The 2763-nt window shown below is 42.8% G+C and carries 4 protein-coding genes; 3 read left to right on the top strand and 1 reads right to left on the bottom strand.

The annotated features are described in order from the left end of the window. Together VGB26_03345 and VGB26_03350 are read left to right on the top strand one after the other, a co-directional pair. Positions 1 to 193, top strand: a 193-nt coding sequence (locus tag VGB26_03345) for a transposase (GenBank protein HEX9756819.1), incomplete at its 5' end; no start/stop codon positions are given. A 9-nt stretch (positions 194 to 202) separates the two neighbouring features. Then, entirely contained in the window at positions 203 to 703 is a 501-nt protein-coding gene (locus VGB26_03350) for a helix-turn-helix domain-containing protein (GenBank protein HEX9756820.1), read from the top strand. 87 nt (positions 704 to 790) lie between these two features. On the opposite strand, the gene VGB26_03355 is transcribed toward VGB26_03350, so the two are convergent. After that, positions 791 to 2065, bottom strand: coding sequence for a hypothetical protein (locus tag VGB26_03355; GenBank protein HEX9756821.1), 1275 nt, complete (start codon positions 2063 to 2065; stop codon positions 791 to 793). 332 nt (positions 2066 to 2397) lie between these two features. Between VGB26_03355 and VGB26_03360 the strand changes: the two genes are divergently transcribed. After that, on the top strand, positions 2398 to 2763 hold a 366-nt coding region (locus VGB26_03360; protein HEX9756822.1), incomplete at its 3' end, for a transposase.

Raw genomic sequence — 2763 nt, forward strand, 5'->3', positions numbered from 1 at the left:
TAGGAGACATCATCGGGATGGTCCGCTGTTCAGGGGTAGGTACAAAGCTATCGTAGTGGATGAAGAGTCGTATTTATTAAGTGTGGTACGGTATATCCACCGAAATCCTGTTGAAGCAGGGTTGGTTCGAGGTTTAGATCGGTATCCATGGAGCAGTTATCGGATGTATATGAAAAAAGAGAAAAAGCCCTAATGGTTGGATGTGAAGCAGGTATTGGGGCGGTTTCCTAAAAAGGGGCGGTTAAAGGCATTTCAGGAGTATATGGGGACTGAGGTAGAAGACAGATTAAGGAGGTTTTATTCCAGTCGGAAATGGGTGCCCGTATTAGGGGGAGAGAGTTTTGTAGAGAAGATACGGAAGCAAATAAAAAGAGCGGGGAAGAAGGTTCAAAAAATACCCGAAGCAAAACGATCCATTCGAGAAACAATAGAAAAGTGCTTAGAGGCGGTAAGGAAAGTATATGGGATAAAAGAGGAAGAAATCAAAGAAAGCAGGAGAGGGGAGAGGAACGAACCGAGGGCGATGGGGATGTATGTGTGCCGGTGGATAGGGGGGATGAGGCAAGAGGAAATCGGAAAGGAATTTAAACTGGGAGGATATTCAGGGGTAAGTAGTACAATTAGAAGGATGAGGAAGGAGTTAGAGAAAGGAGGAAAGGTCCTGCAAAAATACGGGGCAATTAAAAAGGTTCTCGAAGGTTGAGCCAAGACGAGATTTGACCCCTTTCTTCTTTCTCCCTTTCATTGACCCCTTTCGACCCCTTTCGACTTTCCCCTTTCCTTTCCTGGTTTAAATTGAAGCGGTCATTTTTACTTTCTCAAAAAAGTTCCGAAGCCCTCCATCTTTTGTAATTGCATCCAAATGCTTTAAAATATTAATTACCCCGTACATTATATAGACTTTAAGCCGGTCAGAAACCGGTTCATCTTTTGCTTCGAACATGTGCCCGTGATGCATTATCCGGTTCCGGAGGGGATAGACCTTTTTCTTAAAGAAATTCTTTTCCTCAATTCTCTCGGGTCTTTTCGAATGAATTAGGAGAGCAATATTTTCCGCCAAATCGCCGGTTTGGGAGCTTAAAGAGTCACTTCCCATCCCAAAAAGGCACTCCAGACTGATGAAGGAACAGACCAATTGGTCCGTTGGATCATCCTCCCGACAACCTTTGAGAAACCAATCCAGCGATCTGTAAATTTTATCCCGTAATTCAGTATGAGATTTGCAGAGTCGGTTAAACTCTTGTAAGTAACAATACTTATACAAATAATCAAGCAAATGTGGGTCAATTTCAAAATCGAGTCCGTATATAGAGAATTGGTGTCCAGTAGAATAAATCGGAATAAGGGGAGCTCTTCCCCGCTTCCCAACCATAAAAGCATCCCAGGGCCAACTCTTGTGATCCCGACCATAATCGGGATATTTTTCCGGAATCTGAAGAACCTCTTTGCAGATCATGAGATAAGCGGCTACACGCCCAAATGTTTTCCACGCTTCGTGCGCTGGAAATGATAATTCGTCTTTATAATGGAATCCGGAAAATCGTAACTGGACGAGAGTACTATTCAAATAACGGTTAAGAAAATCTTTTTTATCGGTCGGACCTTGGGAACCAACATTTCGTTCTAAAATAATGTCGGCTCTTCCCTCTAGAAGTTCGGCATCAGCGACAGATGCTTTCCGAAGAGTTGTACCGCCAATTTCGATGCTCTCTTTTACCGCCAGGGTGATGCTTGGAACAAAAAAAATAAAGAGATGTTTGCCTTTAGAATCCTGTAAATTATCTACGATTGTTTGGCATGCAGAGGATAACATTTTTTCAGTTAAAACCGATTCGTTCTCTATCATCTGATTACAAATCTGGCGAACTCCAATATTGAAAATAACTGAAGCTGTTTCGGAGTTTATTCCCAGAGGAAAATTCAATATTTTTTGTACTTCCTCAGGAACAGTAAAATGAAATGCACCATATCCGGATTCAAATCCCGCGGTCGCTTTTACGTCTTTGGCTGATAGCCGTGAAACGGCATCGCGAAGTGTGTATTTAAGCTCTTTAACATTAAGCATTAAAAAAGGGGTCAGAAAAAGGGGTCTCGTTCTGATTCATGGTGGACCTTGCCAGTTCAAACAAGATTTATCATCTGTTTTTAGGTACTGTCAAGTATTTTGTGTGAATTTAGTGAACCAGTGTAATCTATGATTCACCCTGCCCACCGGCGTTTTCCTCCAAGCCAGCTCCATCTTTAATGCAATAAAGAAAAGGGGAAAAGAGGTCAAATCTCGTCTTGAGTCATGTTTGGGGATTATGGTAACCTCTACTCATATCCCGTCCACTTCGAAAGGGAAAGGGGGTCAAATCTCGTCTTAATTCATGTTTGAAACTATGGTAGGCTCCCTTCATGTCCCGCCCACTTCGAATCGAATATCCCGATGCCTATTACCATGTCATGAACCGGGGTCTTGCCTATCAGAAAATTTTCACTGATCGGGTGGACCGAGAATTGTTTTTAAACCTGCTGGGTGAATGCCATCAGATGTGGGGCATTGAAGTGTTTGCCTATTGTTTGATGGGAAATTACTACCACGTTCTTCTTCAAACCCCTCAAGCCAATCTATCCCGCATTATGCGTCACTTGGATGGGTTGTATACCCAACGTTATAATAGGAGACATCATCGGGATGGTCCGCTGTTCAGGGGTAGGTACAAAGCTATCGTAGTGGATGAGGAGTCGTATTTATTAAGTGTGGTACGGTATATCCACCGA

The organism is Nitrospiria bacterium (assembly GCA_036397255.1).
In the GTDB taxonomy this organism is placed as follows: domain Bacteria; phylum Nitrospirota; class Nitrospiria; order DASWJH01; family DASWJH01; genus DASWJH01.

What these genes read in the sequence shown, in the direction of transcription:
- VGB26_03355 (HEX9756821.1), bottom strand. Translation starts at nt 2,065, where the DNA reads ATGCTTAATGTTAAAGAGCTTAAATACACACTTCGCGATGCCGTTTCA.